This is a genomic window from Pseudomonas veronii, from assembly GCF_001439695.1.
GTDB classification, from domain to species: domain Bacteria; phylum Pseudomonadota; class Gammaproteobacteria; order Pseudomonadales; family Pseudomonadaceae; genus Aquipseudomonas; species Aquipseudomonas veronii.
On record NZ_JYLL01000051.1, the window covers coordinates 1 to 19,966 of the forward strand.

The window sequence follows — 19,966 nt, forward strand, 5'->3', positions numbered from 1 at the left end:
GGCCTGGACATGCCTGGCCCAGGACTCGCGCCGCGCGTGCATCGTTTCCATGTGAATCCCCTGCTGAAAAATACAGAGGATGCGGGCAGGGGTGCTCGAGGAGAAGGTGGGCGGGCTGGACGCTTACCAAACAGTTAATGATCATGGGAGAGGTGCGCCCGTGATGCAGGGAATCAACCCTGCGAAGCGCCTCACAAGGGCGAAACCCTGTATTTGAAGGTGAAAAATGACCTGATTTTCGATTGAGACGCTGTTTTTTAAAAATCATTGAGAAAATCAGCTCGGAAAACGGGACTACTTCAGACCTTCGGTTCAAAGGCACCAAAGGCACCAAAGGCACCAAAGGCGAACACGGTACGACGACCGATACGGTCAGCCGCCAGACCGGCGAGAATCTGGCCGAGGATCATGGCGGTGTAGGTGCCGACCATGTAGCCGGTCATGGATTTGAGGTTCATGCCCAGTTCGCTTTCCAGATACGTCGGCATCCAGTTGTTCACACCGTAGTAGCCGAACTGCAGAAAGCCGGTAGTCAGGGCCCAGGAGATAAACATCCGGCGAGCCTGCGGATCACCGAAGATCAGCTTGTACATGCTCTCGCGTTTTTCGGAGGATGGCTTTTGGATGCCCTTGATTTTTTTTTGGCGCGCTCGGCTTGAGCGTTGATCCAGGCTTGCGGCTCCGGCACGAAACGTTGCATTACCACGGCCAGGATCACCGGGATAATGGCAATGTAGAAAAGCCAGCGCCAGCCATGGCTCGGCAAGATCCAGCCGGCCAGCAGCATCGCGACGATATAGCCCACTGACCAGCCCGCTTGCAGGGTGCCCAGTACCGTTGTGCGGTAGCGAGTGGGTTCGTATTCGGCCATCAGCGTGTTACAAGCCACGTACAGTGCGCCAATCCCCAGCGATGCCACCAATCGGGTGATCGCGAACTGCCAATAGTTATGCGTCAGGCCTAGCATAGCCGTGTCGGCGGAAAAAAGTACGATGCTCCAGACCACGGTTTTTACCCGGCCGAAAACGATCGCAAGCCCAGCCACCGTAAATGCCACCGATGGCCATGCCGGCCAAGGTGAAACTACCCAGGCTACCGGCTTCGACGTTGCTCAACCCAAATTCAGCCTTCAGACTGCTGAGGCTGTAGGAAAGCAGCATCAGATCGGCGCCGTCGATTAACAATCCAAGAAAGCAGAAGACAAATACCAACACCCAAGTGTTGGTTTTGACCAGTGTATTTGCACTGACCTTAGCAGCCGCGTCCATCACGTCACCTTATTAAATTTATGGGAACAGGGGGCTTGAACCAGCGTTTGAAGGCCTGAGGCCTCAGCTTTGAGCGTCGCGGATCATGTTTCGGGCGATCACCAACTGCTGGATCTGGGTGGTGCCTTCATAAATGCGGAACAGGCGAACGTCCCGATAGAAGCGTTCGATGGCGTATTCGCTGACATAGCCAGCGCCACCATGGATCTGTACGCAGCGGTCGGCGACCCGGCCGCACATCTCAGTGGCGAACATCTTCGAACAGGAGGCTTCGGTACCGATGTTCAGGCCCTGGTCGCGTTTTTTTGCCGCATCTAGGACCATGCAGCGTGCTGCGTAGATTTCCGTCTTACTGTCGGCGAGCATCGCCTGGATCAGTTGGAACTCGGCGATCGGCTTGCCGAATTGCTTGCGCTCAATTGCATATTGCAGCGAGTCCGCCAGCATGCGCTCGGCTGCGGCGACGCTCAGGGCGGCAATATGCAGGCGACCTTTATCCAGTACTTTCATGGCGGTTTTGAAACCCACGCCTTCAACACCACCGATCAACTGGCTGGCTGGAACGCGGACATTTTCGAAGATGACGTCACTGGTGTGAGCGCCTTTCTGTCCCATCTTGTTATCGCGTTTACCCAAGGAGATACCGGCCGTGTCGCGCTCTACGATGAATGCACTGATGCCGCCGGAACCCTTGATGTCCGGGTTGGTGCGCGCCATTACGGTGAAAATATCGGCGTGGGGGGCGTTGGTGATGAAGCGCTTGGTGCCGTTGATGATGTAGTGATCGCCATCGCGCACGGCACTGGTTTTCAGCGAGGCGGCATCGGAACCCGAGTCCGGCTCGGTCAGGCAGAAGGCGCTGAGTAGCTCACCCGAGGCAAGGCCTGGCAGGTACTTGAGTTTCTGCTCTTGGCTGCCGTCGAGCAGAATGCCGATGGAGCCGATACCGTTATTGGTGCCAATGTAGGAACGAAAGGCTGGAGAGGTGCGCCCCAGTTCGAAGGCGATATTTACCTCTTCTTCCATGGTCACACCCATGCCGCCGAACTCTTCCGGGATAGTCAGCCCGAACAACCCCATTTCTTGCAGCTGGACAACGATGTCGTCCGGGATGTTGTCGGTCTCGGCAACCTCGTTTTCCCGTGGGATCAGCGCTTCGTTGACGAACTGGCGAAGGGAGTCCAGCAAAATCTGTAGGGTTTCTGTGTCACGGATCATGTGCGCTCCTTGAGGCTCGCAAGCGAGCCGGTTTAGTAGGGCGCCGTCACTCCGTCGTTTCAGCGAGCAGCGGCGCCAATGTTGTTAACCATATTGATCAGACGAGGTCCGATATCGTCTTCAAGCTTTTCGCGCGGCAGCTGGAAGCTAGGTCCACCACAGTTGAAGGTCAGCAACCCGTACTGCGGGTGCAGCAACGGCACTGCAACGGAGCTGACGTCGCGGTGCCACTCACCGATCGACAGGCAGAACCCGTAATCGGCAAAATCCCTGAACGCTGTGTCCAGCCCCTTGCGGATGGCTGGCCATTGCTCCGATTCGCGTTGGCGAATGTGGTCGAGCAGAAACTCTCGCTCGGTTTCCGGCATCGCAGCAAGGCACGCTCGACCCACCGAACTCTGTGCCAGCGGCAAGTAGCTGCCTGTTTGTCGCCGCATGGTCATGTTGCCCTGACCCTGAACCACATCCAGGTAGACCATTTGAAGACGATCGCGGGCGGCCATGGCGACGGCGGCCTGAGCGTGGTTTGCCAATTCCTCCATCAATGGATGGGCCACCGTACGAATTGAAAGGTTCGATAGCATTGCGTAGCCGAACCCGAGTACACCGACATCCAGTTGGTATTTGCCCGAGTGCACTTCGCGCTTGAGGCATCCAAGACGCATCAGCGTATTGGTCAGGCGCGTCACGGTCGGCTTGGGCAGCCCGGTCATTCTGGCCAGGTCCTGATTGCCGAGTACGTTCTCGCGCGGTGTGAAACACCTCATCAGCTCAAGTCCACGAGCCAGTGCTGTCACGAACTGGCCACTGCTTTCTTCTTCGCTCATCCCGCTTGCTGGGTCGAGCATGCCCATTCTCAGCAAGCCAATCTCATCTGCTCCACTCATCTTGTCCGCTGCGGAAGGGTCGGTCTTGTTGCGTCGCATGTTAGGGCCTCGATTCTGAGAAATGCAAGAACATAAAATACAGTTTCGTGTGGCGAAATTATATTCGTTATTCCAATAAAATCAAAACCACATTTAAAAATAACTTAAATGATTGATATATAACGTTTTAATTATATTTATATATTGCTTATTTACAGAGCTTTGAGACCGCATCTATGATATTTCACTATTTCGGTGTTTAGTTTCGCACAGCGAAACACAAAATAAGGGGAAAGTATGAGCTCCCAGCACGCGTCAGTCGTGACTCTGGAAATCCGCGATGATGCTGTCGCAGTTGTGCGGATCTCGCGTCCCGATGCGAAGAACGCACTCAATAGCGCGGTCCGCGAGCAATTGGCCGAGCACTTTCGTGCACTTGCCGACGATGCTCGGGTGCGCGCTATCGTCCTGACCGGTGGCGAGCAGTGCTTCGTAGCGGGTGCCGACATCCGCGAGTTCGCCGACGCCAGTCCCATCGAGATGTACCGTCGACATACCGAATACCTTTGGGAGGCCATCGGTCGTTGTCCGAAACCGGTGATCGCAGCAGTGAATGGCTTTGCCCTGGGTGGCGGGTGTGAGCTGGCGATGCATTGCGACATCATCGTTGCAGGGGAGTCGGCGCGCTTCGGTCAACCGGAGGTCAAGTTGGGCCTGATGCCCGGAGCCGGTGGGACTCAGCGCCTCATCCGCGCGGTCGGCAAGTTCCAGGCGATGCGCATCGCGTTGACTGGCTGCTTGGTCCCGGCGCAACAAGCACTCGCCATGGGGATGGTCAGCGAGGTGGTGAGCGACGAGCACACGCTACCGCGCGCACTTGAGCTGGCGGCTGAAATAGCCGCCTTGCCGCCACTGGCGGTGGCGCAGATCAAGGAGGTCATGCTGGCCGGCGCCGACCTGCCACTGGACAGCGCACTGGTCCTGGAGCGCAAGGCGTTCCAGTTGCTATTCGACTCGAAAGACCAGAAAGAGGGTGCTCGCGCCTTTCTGGAAAAGCGTAAAGCCAGCTTTGCAGGGGAATGAACCATGACACGCGTAATTAGCCATATGGCCATCGTAGGTGCTGGGGTGATGGGCACCGGCATTGCCCAGATTGCCGCCCAGGCGGGTATCCGGGTAATGCTGTTCGATAATCGCGAAGGCGCGGCCCAGGCAGCCCTGGATAACTTGAAGCAGACGCTGAACACGCTAGTGAGCAAGGGCAAGATCGCCAGTGGCGACGCGCAACGTACGCTTGAGCATCTTGAGGTGGCGACGACTCTGGCGGAGTTAAAGAACGTTGACCTTGTGGTTGAAGCAATCATCGAGCGTCTCGATGCCAAGCAGGCATTGCTAGCCGAGTTGGAGGCGGTGGTCGCCGACGATTGCATTCTGGCAACCAATACCTCGTCGTTGTCCGTTACCCGTATCGCGCGCGGATGTCGGCACCCCGAACGTGTTGCGGGATTTCACTTCTTCAACCCTGTACCGCTGATGAAAGTGGTGGAGGTGATCGACGGCTTAGCCAGCGATCCGCTGGTCGGTGACTGCCTGCACGCGTTGGCGGCGCGCATGGGCCACCGAGGTATTCGGGCTAAGGATACGCCCGGTTTCATCATCAACCACGCGGGTCGCGCCTATAGCACCGAAGCCCTGCAAATTCTCAAGGAAGGCATTGCCGAGCCTGCGGAAATCGACCGCATCCTGCGCGAGGGCTTGGGTTTTCGCATGGGGCCACTGGAGTTATTCGACCTTACGGCTCTGGACGTTTCTCACCCGGTGATCGAGTCGATCTATAACCAGTTTTACCAGGAGCCGCGTTATCGCCCGTCGGCGCTGACTCGGCAGATGCTAGACGCCAGGTATGTCGGCCGTAAAGTGGGACGCGGGTTCTACCGGTACACCAACGGGCAAATGATCGATCCGCCGTCGGCGCAGCGAGTGCCGGTTGTCGAGGCTATGCCACCGGTATGGCTCGGTACCGAGAACGAGGAGGATCGTGCCACCTTGAATGCGCTGCTGGAAGCGTTGGGCGCGCAGGTCGAGCAGGGTGTCACACCGAGCAGCGAGGCGCTTTGTCTGCTCGCGACCTACGGCCTGGATGCCACCGCTGCCGCTGGCCTGTTCGCCACCGACCCGGCACGCACCGTGTGTATCGACCCGCTGCTCGACCCTTGTCGCTACCGCACGCTGATGCCGACACCGGCCACGCGAGTCGATATGCGCAATGCAGCTCATGCTTTGCTGGCCCGCGATGGCGTCGGCGTCAGCGTGATCAATGACAGCGTTGGTTTCGTCGCCCAACGCGTGCTGGCAATGATCGTCAACCTGGCTGGCGACATCGTCCAACAACGCATCGCCAGTGTCGACGACCTGGATGAGGGCGTCCGCCGTGGCCTGGGTTATCCGCAGGGTCCGCTGGCCTGGGGCGATAGTCTCGGAGCAAAACGCTTGCTGACCATTCTCGAACGTATGACCGATCTGACAGGGGATCCTCGTTATCGCCCGGGCCCCTGGCTGCGTCGCCGAGCGGCTCTGGGCCTATCGCTGCGCCATATTGAACCGACGCTCAACTGACCTCTGACATTCAGGAATTTTCCATGCTCGACGCCTATATCTTCGCAGGGCTGCGCACCCCCTTCGGCCGCCACGGTGGGGCACTTGCACCGGTACGTCCGGACGATCTCGCTGCTCACGTTATCCGCGAACTGCTCGCCCGTCATGCCATTCCCGGTGATGCCATCGAGGACGTGATTCTTGGCAACACCAACCAGGCGGGGGAGGACAGCCGTAACATCGCTCGCCATGCTGCGCTGCTTGCCGGACTGCCGGTGACGGTACCGGGGCAGACGGTCAATCGCCTTTGCGCCAGTGGCCTGGCGGCGGTGATCGACGCGGCACGTGCGGTCACCTGCGGGGAAGGTGATCTGTTCATCGCTGGCGGCGTGGAAAGCATGTCCCGCGCGCCATTTGTCATGGCCAAGGCGGAGGCAGCCTACAGCCGCGAGTTGACGGTATTTGACAGCACTATCGGCGCACGCTTCCCCAATCCGAAAATCGTCACCGAGTTTGGCAATGACAGCATGCCGCAGACCGGTGACAACGTGGCCCGCGATTATGGCATCGACCGCGCTCAAGCGGACCTTTTTGCCGCAGGGTCCCAGGCCCGATACGAAGCCGCGCGATTGTCCGGTTTCTTCGCGGACGAATTGCTTGCGGTGAGCGTACCCACCGGTCGCAAGACACCGCCCACTGTCGTAGAGCAGGACGAACACCCCCGCCCGCAATCTGATCTGGCGGCCTTGGCGCGGCTCAAACCCCTGTCCGAGGGCGGCGTGGTCACTGCTGGCAACGCATCGGGCCTCAACGACGGGGCCGCTGCGCTGCTGATTGGCTCCAGGGCTGCCGGGGAACGCCATGGTCTGGTGCCGATGGTCCGCATTCTATCTGCCGCCGCTGTGGGCGTTGAGCCTCGCATCATGGGCGTCGGCCCGGTAGAGGCGATCCACAAGGCCTTGGACCGCGCCGGGCTGAGTCTGGCGGATATGGACATTATCGAGATCAACGAAGCGTTCGCGAGCCAGGTTCTGGGCTGTCTCAAGGGGCTCGGCCTTGCTTTCGACGATCCTCGCGTGAACCCCAATGGCGGCGCCATTGCGGTCGGCCATCCATTGGGCGCGTCTGGCGCGAGGCTGGCACTCAGTACCGCCCGCGCGTTGCAAGTGAGCGGCAAGCGCTATGCAGTCGTCAGTCTGTGCATCGGTGTTGGCCAAGGGCTGGCGATGGTTATCGAGCGCGTATGAGCGCGGCAAACAAAGGTGAAATGAAATGGGTGCTTTGACTGGATACCGCGTGCTCGATCTGAGCCGTGTGCTGGCCGGTCCCTGGTGTGGCCAGACGTTGGCTGACCTAGGGGCCGAAGTGATCAAGATCGAACGGCCTGGTATGGGCGATGATACCCGTGGCTGGGGTCCGCCGTGGATGAGTGGTGAGAACGAAGAGCCCACGCAGGAAGCCTCTTATTACCAGTCCACCAACCGCGGCAAGTTGTCGGTAGCACTCAACCTGGCCACGCCCGAAGGTCAGGAAATGGTGCGTGCTTTGGCCGCCAACTGTGACGTACTGATCGAAAATTACAAGGCTGGCTCACTGGCCAAATACGGGCTGGACTATTCAAGCTTATCCAAAATCAACCCGCGTCTGGTCTACTGCTCCGTAACCGGCTTCGGCCAGACCGGCCCGCGCGCTGCTGAGCCAGGCTACGACTTCATCATCCAGGGTATCGGCGGGCTGATGAGCATCACTGGCGAACGTGATGATCTGCCGGGGGGCGGTCCGCAGAAAGTTGGAGTGGCATTCTCCGACCTGATGACAGGGCTTTACTCCACCGTCGCCATTCAGGCTGCATTGCTCAGTCGCGAAAAAACCGGCTTGGGTCAGCACGTCGACATGGCTCTGCTTGACGTGCAGGTCGCCACCCTGTGCAACCAAAGCCAGAACTACCTGGCCTCAGGGAAGCCACCGGGGCGCTATGGCAATGCTCACGCCAACATCGTTCCTTATCAGGTGTTCCGTGCCAGTGATCGTGATTTCATCATTGCCTGCGGAAATGACAGCCAGTTCATCTCCCTGTGCGACGCCATCGGTATCTCTGAGTTGCCCCGAGACCCGCGTTTTGCCCGCAACGCTGACCGGGTGACCAATCGTGAGGAGATCATCAGGATTCTGTCGCAACATTTCCTCGGCGATTGTGCTGATGAGTGGGTGCAACGAATTCACCCGCAAGGCGTGCCAGTCGGTGCGATAAACAGCATCGCCCAGGCACTTGACGAGCCTCAGGTGAAAGCACGCGACATGCTGGTAAACATTCCTCACCCACTGAATCCGGACTTTGTCACGGTCGGCAGCCCCATTAAGTTGTCGGGCACGCCGGTGGAATACCTGCGTCCCGCGCCGATGCTGGGTGAGCACACGTATGAAGTTCTCAAGCGCCAATTGGGGCTCGGTGATGTACGCCTGGCCGAATTGAAGGCTCAAGGTGTGATCGAGCAGCTTGGCGACCGCTGAACATAAGCACCCCGAGCACGATCAGGTGCTGTCGGGGCAATTTTTCTAAATGGAGACTGCCATGAAAGTCCTCGTCGCTGTCAAACGAGTGGTCGACTACAACGTCAAGGTTCGCGTCAAAGCGGACAACTCCGGCGTCGATCTCGCTAACGTCAAAATGTCGATGAACCCCTTCTGCGAAATCGCTGTGGAAGAAGCCGTCCGCCTGAAAGAAAAAGGCGTTGCGACCGAGATCGTCGTTGTTTCCATTGGTCCGACCACCGCTCAGGAGCAACTGCGTACCGCCTTGGCTCTGGGTGCTGATCGCGCCATCCTCGTCGAATCCGCCGAAGACCTGACTTCCCTGGCTGTGGCCAAACTGTTGAAAGCGGTGGTCGACAAGGCACAGCCGCAACTGGTGATCCTCGGCAAACAAGCCATCGACAGCGACAACAACCAGACCGGCCAGATGCTCGCGGCTCTGAGCGGTTACGGTCAGGGCACGTTTGCTTCGAACGTCGAAATCAGCGGCGACAGCGTTGCCGTGACCCGTGAAGTCGACGGCGGCGCGCAGACGGTTTCCCTGAAACTGCCCGCCATCGTCACCACTGACCTGCGTTTGAACGAGCCGCGCTACGCGTCCCTGCCAAACATCATGAAAGCCAAGAAGAAGCCTCTCGAAGTGCTGACTCCGGACGCTTTGGGCGTTTCCACCGCCTCCACCAACAAGACCGTCAAAGTCGAAGCGCCGGCTGCACGCAGCGCAGGCATCAAGGTCAAGTCGGTGGCTGAACTGGTCGAGAAACTGAAAAACGAAGCGAAGGTGATCTAAATGACTATCTTGGTTATTGCTGAACACGACAACAAAGTAGTGGCCCCGGCCACGCTGAACATTGTGGCTGCTGCCGTCAAAATCGGCGGCGACATCCACGTACTGGTTGCAGGTCAGGGCGCTGGCGCCGCGGCTGAAGCCGCTGCGAAAATCGCTGGCGTAGCTAAAGTGCTGGTGGCCGACAACGCCGCCTACGCTCACCAACTGCCGGAAAACGTGGCTCCTTTGGTCGCCGAGCTGGGCGCTGGCTACAGTCACATCCTGGCTGCCGCTACCTCCAACGGTAAAAACATCCTGCCGCGCGTTGCCGCTCAGCTGGACGTTGACCAGATCTCCGAGATCATCTCGGTCGAAAGCGCTGACACCTTCAAGCGCCCGATCTACGCCGGTAACGCCATTGCTACCGTTCAGTCGAACGCTGCGGTCAAAGTGATCACCGTGCGTGCCACCGGTTTCGACCCAGTGGCTGCTGAAGGGGGTTCGGCATCGGTTGAAGCCATTGCGGCTGCTCACGACGCTGGCACTTCCAGCTTCGTTGGCGAAGAACTGGCCAAATCCGATCGTCCGGAACTGACCGCTGCCAAAATCGTCGTTTCCGGCGGTCGCGGCATGCAGAACGGCGACAACTTCAAACACTTGTACGCCCTGGCCGACAAGCTGGGCGCGGCTGTTGGCGCTTCCCGCGCTGCGGTCGACGCAGGTTTTGTTCCCAACGACATGCAGGTCGGTCAGACCGGCAAGATCGTTGCTCCACAGCTGTACATCGCGGTCGGTATCTCCGGCGCGATCCAGCACTTGGCCGGCATGAAAGACTCCAAAGTGATCGTTGCGATCAACAAGGACGAAGAAGCGCCGATCTTCCAAGTGGCTGATTACGGCCTGGTGGCCGATTTGTTCGAAGCGGTTCCAGAGCTGGTTTTGACCATCTGATACAGGTCAACCCTGGCCATTAAGTGCGACTTGGGGGCTGGTTTAGTAGCCCCCAGGTCGCATGCGCTATTTGTGCATACTCAAGCAGCATGCGTGTGTCAGGGCTAAAGCATTTGAAACATAGAATTGACATACAGAAAAAGACAATTTCTTGAGCCTTACAAACGTCTGAAAAACCAAAAATACAAGAAAGTCTCTGATGGAGTGGAAAAATAATGCGAGAGAGCATTGGCTCCAGCTCACTTGGAGGCATAAGGAGCAGACATTAATATGAAAGAATTGATCTCACCAGAACAAATACTACAGTGGATTCCGGGTGATCTCACCTTGGACAGTGCTCCCTTATCTTGGGAAGGCATTGCGCTTAAGGGGTATCGCTACTCCGATTTGGACGTTGCGATACCAGAGATGCGTGATTTCATGATCGTCATCTATAAACGCGGCGTAGCCGAGATGAGTCGGCGTAGCAGCGGGCGATGGCATTCCGAAACAGTCGAGCCCGGCGCCATGTCGATTCTCACCCGTGGCGAGCAATCGAAATGGCGCTGGAACAAACCGATCGATGTTTCCCATCTGTACCTAACTCAAGCCGCCGTCGCGCGTGTCGCAGGTGAGGTGTTCGAGCGCGACATCAAGGATATCGAAATGTACGATTTGGTCAGCACCAAAGATCCGGTTCTACCAACCTTGGTGGCGATGCTTGAACACGAATTGAAAGAGGACGGGCTTGGCGGGAAACTCTACGTGGAGTCGCTGAAAAACCAATTGTGTATTCATATATTGCGTCGCTACGCGAACATCATTTTTCGTGAGCATCGCTCCTATGGGAGGCTCTCGTCGGCACAGTGCAGGCTCCTTGTACAATATGTGAAAGAGAACATCGAGCAGAACATTTCACTTGAGGATCTGGCCGGGCTGACACACCTCACCGTATTCACTCTCATCCGAAAATTTCGAAACGAGTTCAACTGTTCGCCGCATGCCTATGTGATGCGGCAACGGATTGAGCATGCAAAGCGGCTACTTGCGCGCCAGGGTATGCCGTTGAAGGTTATCGCTGCCAGTAGCGGATTCTCTGACCAGAGCCACATGACGCGCCTCTTTCGAAGCTTTTTCAACATCACGCCCACTGAATATCGTCGTTCAACTGCAATGCATGGATGTAAAAAATAACCCCCAGCGATGGGGCATTTGAGGAAGTTCTACAGCCAGCCTCGGCAAGACTGGCTCGGCGGCAAATGGGCGTACACCGGGCTATTGCACACGCTTAGGATCGCTTGCCGTTCGACCTCGTTGAACGCACTGCGCGGCCTGGGCCGTACCGTCGTCGTTCGGGGTCAGCCTGAACAGCCTCGGTTTCAGTCCAGCGCTGCAAGGTTCTGAGCGAGAGGCCGACTTCCTGGCAGGCCTTGATTTACTGGGCTCCGGCCATCCGGGCCTCACTCAACCAGGTCACCAGTAACTGCCGTTCCGGCAAGGTGGTCAGTTGTCCTCGTTGTCGATCCCCCAGTAATCGTTGAGCTTTTTTCGTAGCACCAACAACGCGGCGGTTTCAGCCAGCGCCTTGTCTTTACGGCGCAGTTCACGCTCAAGTTCCTAGATGTGTTTATTGTCCTTGCGGTCCCCCTCACCTCGGCATCTGAGTGCCAGACTGAAGAGGCTAACCACAGTCAACGATGAGAGGGAGCTGAAAGGCTGGGCGGCGTTTTATCAATTCGTTGATTTCAAAGCCAAAGTATTCAGCTATATCGATCGTGTCGTGTTTTGGAAACTGGCCCATTGGCTGGCTCACAAATACCGCTCCACCCTGATGCGCCAATGGTGCAAAGCACCTAAGCCCAACCAAAGTAAGACCTGGGTTTTATTTGGCAAGACCAATAACGGCAAACTCAGCGGTGAAACACTGTATCGGTTAGTTGGGCAAGGCAAGAAGCAGTTCAGGTGGCGTCTGCCCGAAGGTAATCCTTACCTGAGGTCCGAGCCCAGGAATACATGGACCTCACGCTTCACTGAAGTGGCTATGGCGTTCGCCAGCGTTTAAACGGAGAGCCGGATGCATTGAAAGGTGCACGTCCGGTTCGGTGAGGAGAGACAGGGAGATAGCCCGACTACGCCCTGTCTCTTACTCAACGTCTATCGCCGGTGCGCGGGCAGTATTACTACCTGTACTTGATCGAGGACATCTACAGCCGCAAGGCCGTGGGCTGGGAGGTTTACGAGCACGAAAGCGGCGAACGGGCGGCCGAACTGATGCAGCGTACCGTGCTCGGCGAGCGCTGCACGGGCCAACCCCTGGTGCAGCACTCGGACAATGGCGCGCCGATGAAATCAGTGACGCTGCTGAGCAAACTGTACGACTTGGGCATCACCCCATCGCGCGGACGACCCCGGGTGAGCAACGACAACCCTTACTCAGAATCTCTGTTTAGAACCCTGAAATACTGCCCGCAATGGCCGCAGGATGGCTTTGCCGATTTGGATGCCGCACGCAGCTGGGTGCGCGACTTTATCCGGTGGTACAACCATGAGCACCGCCACAACCACATCCGCTTCGTGACCCCGGCGCAGCGTCATCGTGGAGAAGATCAAGAGGTGATGGCCAAGCGTCATGTGCTCTACCAGCAAGCCCGTCAAAAACACCCACATCGCTGGTCGGGTGCAACGCAAAATTGGCAACCTGTCGGCGCCGTCACGCTCAACCCAGAGCGGGAGCAGCCAGCACTGAAAATAGCAGCTTAAAAACACGGCTCACGCGACAACTACCTTGCAAAACGCCGGATCAATGAGTTTGCTCAGACTGTTCCAGCCAGTCAAAGCGAGGATGGCAGTAAAAAAGAGTACAAGACCGAATCCCAGGGCCAACTTCATATTGACGCTGACATTAGCGAACCAGCTATTCATCGACTTCCTCCAGGAATGTCTATTTTTTCTAATGGGCAGCTGGAAGATTGTGTTTTAAGCCAGCAGGCTAATACCTGCTCAACCTATCGGCGGCGAATGGAATAGCTGAACGGGGAATTGGCAAAAAGTGGTCGACGGATCTTATTGGCAGGCCAAGAGTTCGACGATCCTCTGACAACCACCTCAAGCCTTGCCCACATGAGTACGTACGGGCAGGTTGCGCGCATAGGGTGATCGGCTGGGTGCCTTGTTCAGTGCCTGCGCAAGGGAATCATCCGTGTTGCAGGCAATTTCCAGTGCCAGCTTCATGATTTCGATGTCCTTCTCCAGCGGTTTGATGGCCGTTACGCCGGGCTGCGAGAAGCAGCCATGGGTCAGCGGCCCCATCCAGGGCTCGTCGATTTCAACCCATGGACCGGGGCTCAAACCAGTCGACCCCCATCAAGCGACGCCGCACGATCTGCCCCGGATGAGCGCGCTGATGGGCATCGAACCAGTCTTCCAGACGCTCGTCGATCCAGCCACCTGCTGGAACCCGTATCTGGATCGCCGCTGGCGTCACTGATATGCGCCGTGGCTTCGATGGACGGCGCGGTGACCGGATCAAGCTGTTGTGGTGGGATGGCGACGGCTTGTGTCTGTTTTGCAAACGGTTGGAACAAGGGCGCTTCGTCTGGCCGCAAGCAACCAGCGGCAGCGTGTCGCTGACGCCTGCGCAGTTATCGATGCTGTTGGAAGGCATTGATTGGCGCAGGCCAATTCGTACAGCGCCTGTCCTCGCGGTCTGACTTGCCGCGCTGAAAAAATCCCCAGTAACATGCGATCATGACTCTCGTGACCGACTCCCTGCCGAACGATCTTCAAGCCTTGAAGACTCTGGTCTCTGCCCAGCGGGCAGAGATTGAGCGCTTGAAAATGATGATCGCCAAGCTGCGTCGTACGCAGTTCGGTCGCAGCTCCGAGCAACTGGACGCGATGATCGATCAACTCCAGTTGAGCCTTGAAGAGCTGCAAGTCAGCCAAGCCGAAATGACACGGCCAGTCGAACCGGCCCCTCGCGCAGTTTCGCGCCGCAAACCATTGCCCGAACACCTGCCTCGCGAAACTCACGTGCATCAGCCCGAGTCGCAATGCACGGGCTGCGGTGGGAAGCTTCGCTATTTGGGTGAGGATGTGTCCGAAGTGCTGGAGTACGTTCCGGCACGTTTCAAAGTTATTTGCCATGTCCGTCCGAAGTGGGTCTGTCGCTGCTGCGAGCACATCGCCCAGGTGCCGGCGCCGAGTCGTCCGATAGCCCGAGGCCTTGCAGGCCCGGAGTTGTTGGCCCATGTGCTGGTCTCCAAGTTTGTCGATCATCTGCCGCTGTACCGGCAGTCCGAGATCTACGCCCGTGAGGGCGTGGAGCTGGAGCGCTCAACCCTGGCCGACTGGGTGGGCCAGAGCAGTCAGTTGCTCAGGCCGCTGATCAACGCCCTTGAGCACCACGTCATGAGCGGTCACAAAGTCCATGCAGACGACACGCCGATTGGCGTGCTCGCGCCGGGCAACGGCAAGACCAAAACGGCTCGCCTGTGGACATACGTGCGGGACGACCGACCTGCGGGTGACTCGACACCGGCGGCAGTTTGGTTTGCCTACTCGCCGGATCGCAAGGGGCAACATCCGCGCGCTCATCTCAAGGGCTTTAGCGGGATCTTGCAGGCTGACGGCTACGCCGGTTTTGCTCAGCTGTATGCGACGAGCACTATTGAGGAAGCTGCATGCGGGGCTCACGCCCGCCGCAAGTTTTACGATGTCTACAAAGACCAGGCTTCACCAGTCGCTGGCGAGGCGTTGCAAAGAATTGCAGCCCTGTATGCCATCGAAAGCGAGATCCGAGGGCAGCCGCCCAACCTGCGAAAAACGGTTCGGCAAAGTCGGGCCAGTCCGCTGCTGGAGCACCTGCACGCATGGCTTAATCAGACGCTGACTCAACTGTCGAAAAGGTCGGCATTGGGCGGTGCAATCCTCTATGCCCTCAACCGGTGGCAGGCCTTAACGCGCTACTGCAATGACGGCCGAATCGAAATCGGTAGAGTCGGGATGTGGCGCGGTGGCTTGCGCTCCGTTTCCACACCCCGCTCGTCAAACCGGACGTGCGCTACTAACGCATCCGGCTTTCGTCCGAGATCGATATGCCTTCGCACTCGACACATCGGCCATTCGCGTAGGCAACTGATGGAGGCCTAGCTTTCCGTATAGGAACGCATCCGGGTATAGACGGTACCCAGAACGGCCTCGTCGCTTATGCTTCTTGACCAGCCAGCGTCGGATACGGCGCTCAGTATAGCGTTGCAGGATTCGATAGTGCTTGAGCACAGGCCCTTGGTCGAAGTAGCCAGCCCAGCCTCGAAGGATCGAGTTGAGTTCGGCTATCCGGTGCTCTACCGCGTCCCACGTCATACTGATCGCCGTTTCGTCATGGATTTTTCCAATAATCGACTTCATCGCCCCTTTCGAAGGTTGAGTGCCGATATAGGCTTTCCCATGACGGTCGTATTGCCTGCCCAGGTTGTACCCCAGAAATTCGAGTGACTGTTCCGAGAGTTTCACCAGCGCCGTTTTCTCTTCATTGACGCTCAGCCCCAGCCGCGCCATCAAGCCACCCATCAGTACCATTGCCTGCTCTCCACTGCCGGGGCGGCAGCAGATCACCATATCGTCCGCGTAATTCACAATCTTTGCATGCAGACGTTTGGCATAGCCAAATTTTCCCAGGCCAGAATGAAGCGCCTGAAGTACACATTGGCCAACAGCGGCGAAATCACCGATCCTTGGGCGCTGCCACGGTGCGTGTGCTTGGCTTCGTTGGTGCGTCGAAGCTTACCGTCAATGAGTTCGATAACGGCCACCTCAAGCCATTGTTTGATCAGCCGCAACACCCTGCCATCCGAGATACGCCGAGCCAGACATTTCATCAAAGGCCCGTGTGGAATGGTATTGAAATAGTCACGAAGATCCGTATCGACAACGTCTCTCAATCCAGCCCTCGCAGTGTAATGGTGCACCTGCCTCACGGCTTCCTTGGCATCTCGACGAGGTCTGAAGCCATACTGTGATGGCTGCATGTCCGCTTCGAAAATTGCTTGGAGTGTGAGATTGACGGCAATTTGAACAACGCGGTCTCGAATACAAGGAATTCCCAAGGAACGAAGTTTGCCGTTCTTTTTGGGAATCCATACCAGCCGCAGGGGCTGAGGTCGATATCCACCCGACTTCAACTCCTCGCGTAGCTGAGCCAGCCACTCCATAGGTCCTGTGTTTTCAATGTCTTCGAATCGCTGACCATCCACACCGTGGCTGCCCCGGTTTGCGCGGCAACGTTGGTAGGCGATGACCAATACATCGATTCGATAGACTTTGTCCCACAGGCTGTAGAAGCGAAAGTCTGGCTCTGTCTTAGCTTTCACATACAGGGCACGCTGTAGTTTCCGAACGCGATTTCTCACCTGGGTTAATAGGCTTGGAGCCAATCCCATCGTTCTTACCACTTTGTACTCCTCTCTTGAACCAGGGCTCCTTTCCTACTCCGGCATTACCCGGCCTCAACGGTACTACGAGCCCATCCGCCACCTGTCCGAGCCAGCGCCCTCCCTCACGGGCGCACTGTTTGTATGGCCGTGTCTAATGACCACTTCACCCTGGCAGGCTTCCCCTGTTTCGCATGAGTTCTCTTCTGTACATGCCATCACCACTACCCCGGCGGCAGTGCCAAGTTCGTCTGACGCTCGATCCCTCAGCACTATCAACCTTCCCCGTTATTATGGCGGGTCGGCTACCGCAAGGCATTTTCGGGGCCTGCTCGGTGTTCGCTGCGCGCTACGGCCTGCACAGTCACTGACTTCCTAAAGAAGCCTTTTCTTCAGATACTTCAGCCCATTCGTTGCCTCCTGAACTGCTCCAAAGTGCTTCCGGCCGGAGCGACAGTAGCCGGGTGGGATTCGCACCCACTGAACTCATACGCCTTGTCAGGGCGTACACAACAACGCCGCCGAACGGGCGCTACGCGCCGTCGCGCTGGGCCGCAAAAACTACCTGTTTGCCGGTTCCGATGCCGGCGGAGAACGAGCCGCTGCGATTTACAGCCTGGTGGGTACTGCCAAGCTAAACGGGTTAAACCCACAGGCCTATCTGACCTACGTGCTTGAGCACATTGCCGAACACCCGATCAATCGGGTGAGCGAGTTACTGCCTTGGAACATTTCTTTGAATCACACTGAACACTGCGAGGCCGCCTGATCCATGGTTAAAACTGTCCGTTTACCCAAACCCGCCCCCGACCTGTTACTGCTGCACATCGAGCCGAAGTGGATCACTTCGAAGATTTGGCGTCGGTTCGCGGTGCCTGAAAACATCACCATGGGCAAGCTGCACCATGTCATCCAGGTCGTGATGGGCTGGAGTGATAGCCATCTGCATGAGTTTGAAATTGCTGGTGAGAATTACGGCATGCCCGACCCTGATGGTTGGGGGCCGACGGTGAACCCGGAAGCCCGTAAAACGCTGATCAAGGCGCTGAACGGAAAGCGGACATTTAATTATATCTACGACTTTGGTGACAGTTAGCATCACAGTATCAAGGTCGAAAAAGCGCTACCCGCTATTGCCTGTCCTCAGGTGCCGTACTGCATCGACGGCGCCAATGCTTGCCCACCGGAAGACGTGGGTGGCGGGCCTGGTTACGAGGAGTTTCTGGAGGCGATGGGCAACCCCGATCATCCAGAGCATGACGCCCTGGTTGAATGGCATGGCGATGTTTTTGATCCAGCGACATTTGAGTGCGAGCGCGTGAACCAGTGGTTTAAACGGATTAAGGTTTGAGTTGCAAGGCGGTGTAGCTCGGACGCTTACAGATGGTCAGCATTCATGTGCGTCCGCCGGAGATCGAAGACCGGCTGATGCCGGGGCACTGGGAAGGCGACCTGATCAAGGGTAAGGCTAACGCCTCGTCCGTAGGCACGTTGGTGGAGCGCACCAGTGGTTACCTGATGCTGGTGAAGATGAATGATGCGACGGCAACCATCGGCGATGGAGGGCTTCAGTGCAGCGCTCAACCGCATGCCGCTGGCAATGCGCAAGAGCATGACCTACGACCAGGGCCGGGAGATGGCGCGACACGCCGAGATCCCCCAGAAAACCGGCATAGCGATCTACTTTTGCGACCCGCACAGCCCTTGGCAGCGAGGTAGCAACGAAAACATCAACGGTCTGATCCGTCAGTACCTACCCAAGGGCACGAATCTGCCGGTATACAGCCAGGAGGAATTGAATGCCATCGCACTGCAACTGAACATGCGACCGCGTAAGCGCTTCGACTTCAAGTGCCCCATCGAAGTTATGGGTGAGGTGATGCAGAAGGCCATGGCTATGCGGCATGATGCTCCAGCTTCAATTCAATGACCGTGTTGCACTCAGCTCCTGCAACCGCCCAAACTAAAATGGTCAGCTTGACCGAAGAGCCCTGCAGCTTTACACGTGTAGGGCTTTCCTCGTTTTAGCGGGACAATCGAGCAGGCTGGTTACTTTTGTACAACCAAGCCAGGGTTTGGCGAGCGGTAGACAGCTCTATGATTAGCAATTCCATCCAAAAAATATGTAAGAAACGTTCAATATCTCCATCACTTCAGTCATCAGAATACAAGGTAGCTGTTCAATATTAACAATAATAATAGAGACAATTACCATGAATACTTCATCCGAAGCAGACTTCCTGCGCGCACTCTACCAGTCCTGGACCGACCGTATCGCAGCCAATCCCAATTTGACAATTGCTGACTTACGCAGTCTGTTTGACGAATGGCACCAACCTACCTTGGAACCCGAGGGCGTGACCTACAAATCAGATGTTGTCGCTGGAGTCGAGTCCATCTGGGCGCTTCCGGTGGGAGCCGACTCCTCCAAAGTAATATTGTACACCCATGGGGGCGGCTTCGCGGTGGGATCAGCCGCTAGCCATCGCAAGCTTGCAGGACATCTTGCAAAGCAATTGGGTGTCACAGCGGTCATCATCGACTACCGTCGGGCGCCCGAGTATCCCTTCCCCGCACAACTGGAGGATGCGACTGCGGTGTACCACGAGCTTCTCGCTCGCGGCTATCAGGCACAAAACATTACGACAAGCGGTGACTCGGCTGGCGGCAACCTAGCCATCGCAACAGTGCTCAAATTGCGCGACGACGGCATTGCTTTGCCGGGTTCCGTAATCGCGCTCTCCCCGTGGCTCGACATGGAGCATATTGGCAAGACCCTTGAGGCCAACCACGCAACTGATGCGCTGGTGAGTAAAGCTGTTCTGCAGGGTATGTCGGGCATGTTCCTCGGCGAGACTGTGTCTCGTACCAATCCGCTTACTAATCCACTTAAGGCCGACTACCGGGGCTTTCCGCGCCTGTATGTCGCCGTCGGGTCGCTAGAGACGCTGCTCGATAACGCCACTGACCTGGCACAGATATCCAAGGCCGCCGGCGGGGACGTGACCCTTTCTGTGGTGGACGGCATGCAGCACGTATTCCCGATCTTGGCTGGGCGTGCCCGCGAGGCCGATGCCGAACTCAGCCGTATCGCTAAATGGTTCAAGTCCGCGTGACGGGATAGCCGCTTGCTGTTCCCGGATTTGACTATCCGGGGTTTCATCATTCCAACCAATTAATGCGGGCCCACGCTTCCGCAAGGCGAAGCTTTGGCCGTAATAAGGAGACACGCTGTGATAACAACAAAAAATTTCGACGCCATCGTCGTTGGCGCAGGTTTTGGCGGCCTGTATATGCTGAAAAAACTGCGCGACGAGCAGGGCCTCAAGGTCCGCGTCTTCGACAAGGCTGGTGGTG

Annotated in this window: 16 protein-coding genes and 8 pseudogenes; 17 read left to right on the forward strand and 7 right to left on the reverse strand. The window is 57.3% G+C overall.

Going from position 1 to position 19,966, the window contains the following annotated elements:
* Positions 1-329: 329 nt before the first annotated feature.
* From TU80_RS30365 to TU80_RS30375, 3 genes and pseudogenes are all read right to left on the reverse strand, one after another.
* A pseudogene (locus TU80_RS30365) lies at positions 330-1,268 on the reverse strand (MFS transporter); the annotation flags it as partial.
* A gap of 63 nt (positions 1,269-1,331) precedes the next feature.
* Entirely contained in the window at positions 1,332-2,486 is a 1,155-nt protein-coding gene (locus TU80_RS30370; protein ID WP_057006092.1) for an acyl-CoA dehydrogenase family protein, read from the reverse strand.
* 59 nt (positions 2,487-2,545) lie between these two features.
* Entirely contained in the window at positions 2,546-3,412 is an 867-nt protein-coding gene (locus TU80_RS30375) for an IclR family transcriptional regulator (RefSeq protein ID WP_057006093.1), read from the reverse strand.
* Between the two features lie 237 nt (positions 3,413-3,649).
* Between TU80_RS30375 and TU80_RS30380 the strand changes: the two genes are divergently transcribed.
* The 7 genes from TU80_RS30380 to TU80_RS30410 all read left to right on the forward strand — a co-directional run bounded on the left by TU80_RS30380 (position 3,650) and on the right by TU80_RS30410 (position 11,372).
* Positions 3,650-4,435 carry an enoyl-CoA hydratase gene (locus TU80_RS30380; RefSeq protein WP_057006094.1) on the forward strand — a complete coding sequence of 262 codons (786 nt, stop codon included), beginning with the start codon at positions 3,650-3,652 and terminating at the stop codon, positions 4,433-4,435.
* 3 nt (positions 4,436-4,438) lie between these two features.
* Entirely contained in the window at positions 4,439-5,968 is a 1,530-nt protein-coding gene (locus TU80_RS30385) for a 3-hydroxyacyl-CoA dehydrogenase (RefSeq protein ID WP_057006095.1), read from the forward strand.
* A gap of 23 nt (positions 5,969-5,991) precedes the next feature.
* Complete coding sequence (locus tag TU80_RS30390; RefSeq protein ID WP_057006096.1) at positions 5,992-7,194, forward strand: 3-oxoadipyl-CoA thiolase; 1,203 nt, start codon at positions 5,992-5,994, stop codon at positions 7,192-7,194.
* Between the two features lie 25 nt (positions 7,195-7,219).
* Positions 7,220-8,458, forward strand: a complete 1,239-nt coding sequence (locus TU80_RS30395) for a CaiB/BaiF CoA transferase family protein (RefSeq protein ID WP_057006097.1) — start codon at positions 7,220-7,222, stop codon at positions 8,456-8,458.
* A gap of 61 nt (positions 8,459-8,519) precedes the next feature.
* A complete protein-coding gene (locus tag TU80_RS30400) occupies positions 8,520-9,269 on the forward strand; it encodes an electron transfer flavoprotein subunit beta/FixA family protein (protein ID WP_057006098.1) in 750 nt (249 codons plus the stop codon).
* On the forward strand, positions 9,270-10,199 hold the full coding sequence (locus TU80_RS30405) for an electron transfer flavoprotein subunit alpha/FixB family protein (protein WP_057006099.1): 930 nt from the start codon (positions 9,270-9,272) through the stop codon (positions 10,197-10,199).
* A 270-nt stretch (positions 10,200-10,469) separates the two neighbouring features.
* Positions 10,470-11,372, forward strand: a complete 903-nt coding sequence (locus TU80_RS30410) for a helix-turn-helix domain-containing protein (RefSeq protein WP_057006100.1) — start codon at positions 10,470-10,472, stop codon at positions 11,370-11,372.
* 50 nt (positions 11,373-11,422) lie between these two features.
* On the opposite strand, the pseudogene TU80_RS33250 reads toward TU80_RS30410, so the two are convergent.
* Positions 11,423-11,795 (reverse strand): annotated as a pseudogene (locus TU80_RS33250) (IS3 family transposase); the annotation flags it as partial.
* A gap of 4 nt (positions 11,796-11,799) precedes the next feature.
* On the opposite strand from TU80_RS33250, the gene TU80_RS30415 reads away from it, so the two are divergent.
* Together TU80_RS30415 and TU80_RS30420 are read left to right on the forward strand one after the other, a co-directional pair.
* A complete protein-coding gene (locus tag TU80_RS30415) occupies positions 11,800-12,240 on the forward strand; it encodes a group II intron maturase-specific domain-containing protein (protein WP_082643929.1) in 441 nt (146 codons plus the stop codon).
* Between the two features lie 89 nt (positions 12,241-12,329).
* A pseudogene (locus tag TU80_RS30420) lies at positions 12,330-12,938 on the forward strand (transposase); the annotation flags it as partial.
* Positions 12,939-12,977: 39 nt separating this feature from the next.
* Here the strand turns inward: TU80_RS30420 and TU80_RS32920 are convergent.
* Positions 12,978-13,100, reverse strand: a pseudogene (locus TU80_RS32920) (CHASE3 domain-containing protein); the annotation flags it as partial.
* Positions 13,101-13,377: 277 nt separating this feature from the next.
* Between TU80_RS32920 and TU80_RS32925 the strand changes: the two are divergent.
* The 3 genes and pseudogenes from TU80_RS32925 to tnpC all read left to right on the forward strand — a co-directional run.
* A complete protein-coding gene (locus tag TU80_RS32925; protein ID WP_156422922.1) occupies positions 13,378-13,665 on the forward strand; it encodes a hypothetical protein in 288 nt (95 codons plus the stop codon).
* 1 nt (position 13,666) lies between these two features.
* Positions 13,667-13,888, forward strand: coding sequence for an IS66 family insertion sequence element accessory protein TnpB (gene tnpB / locus TU80_RS30435; RefSeq protein WP_057006104.1), 222 nt, complete (start codon positions 13,667-13,669; stop codon positions 13,886-13,888).
* Positions 13,889-13,925: 37 nt separating this feature from the next.
* A pseudogene (gene tnpC / locus TU80_RS30440) lies at positions 13,926-15,275 on the forward strand (IS66 family transposase); the annotation flags it as partial.
* Here tnpC and TU80_RS34125 read toward each other — a convergent pair.
* Together TU80_RS34125 and TU80_RS33260 are read right to left on the reverse strand one after the other, a co-directional pair.
* A complete protein-coding gene (locus TU80_RS34125) occupies positions 15,225-15,797 on the reverse strand; it encodes a group II intron maturase-specific domain-containing protein (protein ID WP_390898413.1) in 573 nt (190 codons plus the stop codon). The pseudogene tnpC and the gene TU80_RS34125 overlap by 51 nt on opposite strands.
* Before the next feature lie 14 nt (positions 15,798-15,811).
* Entirely contained in the window at positions 15,812-16,549 is a 738-nt protein-coding gene (locus TU80_RS33260) for a reverse transcriptase domain-containing protein (RefSeq protein WP_200806985.1), read from the reverse strand.
* A gap of 571 nt (positions 16,550-17,120) precedes the next feature.
* Between TU80_RS33260 and TU80_RS32405 the strand changes: the two are divergent.
* The 5 genes and pseudogenes from TU80_RS32405 to TU80_RS32930 form a co-directional block, all read left to right on the forward strand.
* A pseudogene (locus TU80_RS32405) lies at positions 17,121-17,378 on the forward strand (transposase domain-containing protein); the annotation flags it as partial.
* A 3-nt stretch (positions 17,379-17,381) separates the two neighbouring features.
* Positions 17,382-17,960 (forward strand): annotated as a pseudogene (locus TU80_RS33175) (plasmid pRiA4b ORF-3 family protein).
* Positions 17,961-17,989: 29 nt separating this feature from the next.
* A pseudogene (locus tag TU80_RS30455) lies at positions 17,990-18,539 on the forward strand (IS30 family transposase); the annotation flags it as partial.
* Between the two features lie 283 nt (positions 18,540-18,822).
* Positions 18,823-19,725: an alpha/beta hydrolase gene (locus tag TU80_RS30460; protein WP_082643931.1), complete on the forward strand. Its 903-nt coding sequence runs from the start codon at positions 18,823-18,825 to the stop codon at positions 19,723-19,725.
* A gap of 93 nt (positions 19,726-19,818) precedes the next feature.
* A partial coding sequence (locus TU80_RS32930; protein WP_211271289.1) for an NAD(P)-binding protein occupies positions 19,819-19,966 on the forward strand: 148 nt, incomplete at its 3' end.